Consider the following 478-nt stretch of genomic DNA (forward strand, 5'->3'; position numbering starts at 1 on the left):
CCCACGCTCTACGTCATCTTTCTTCGTGCCGCGCAACAACACACCAACGTTGTCCCCAGCCTGACCCTGATCCAGAATCTTGCGGAACATCTCAACACCGGTGACAATGCTCTTGGCTGTATCACGTATGCCAATAATCTCAATTTCATCGCCTATCTTGACTATCCCACGCTCAATGCGCCCGGTCACCACCGTGCCTCGGCCTGAAATGGAAAACACGTCTTCAATCGGCATCAGAAAAGGCTTGTCAATGGGACGCTCGGGCATCGGAATGTAACTGTCCATTGCCTCGGCCAGCCGGTAAATGGCCGGCTCGCCAATGTCACTCTGGTCCCCTTCCAGGGCCTTGAGCGCGGAGCCGATAATCACCGGAATGTCATCGCCTGGAAACTCGTACTTGGAAAGCAGCTCCCGCACTTCCATTTCTACCAGTTCCAGCAACTCGGCGTCGTCCACCATGTCGGCCTTGTTCAGAAAC

General features: G+C 54.8%; 1 protein-coding gene. It reads right to left on the reverse strand.

Annotation, left to right across the window (positions count from 1 at the left end; translation table 11 throughout):
* Nucleotides 1-478 (reverse strand): EF-Tu/IF-2/RF-3 family GTPase (locus HF921_RS13800; protein ID WP_264318212.1); only part of this gene is annotated, 478 nt, incomplete at both ends.

Origin of the sequence: Acidithiobacillus ferriphilus (assembly GCF_018854775.1) — a bacterium.
GTDB classification, from domain to species: domain Bacteria; phylum Pseudomonadota; class Gammaproteobacteria; order Acidithiobacillales; family Acidithiobacillaceae; genus Acidithiobacillus; species Acidithiobacillus ferriphilus.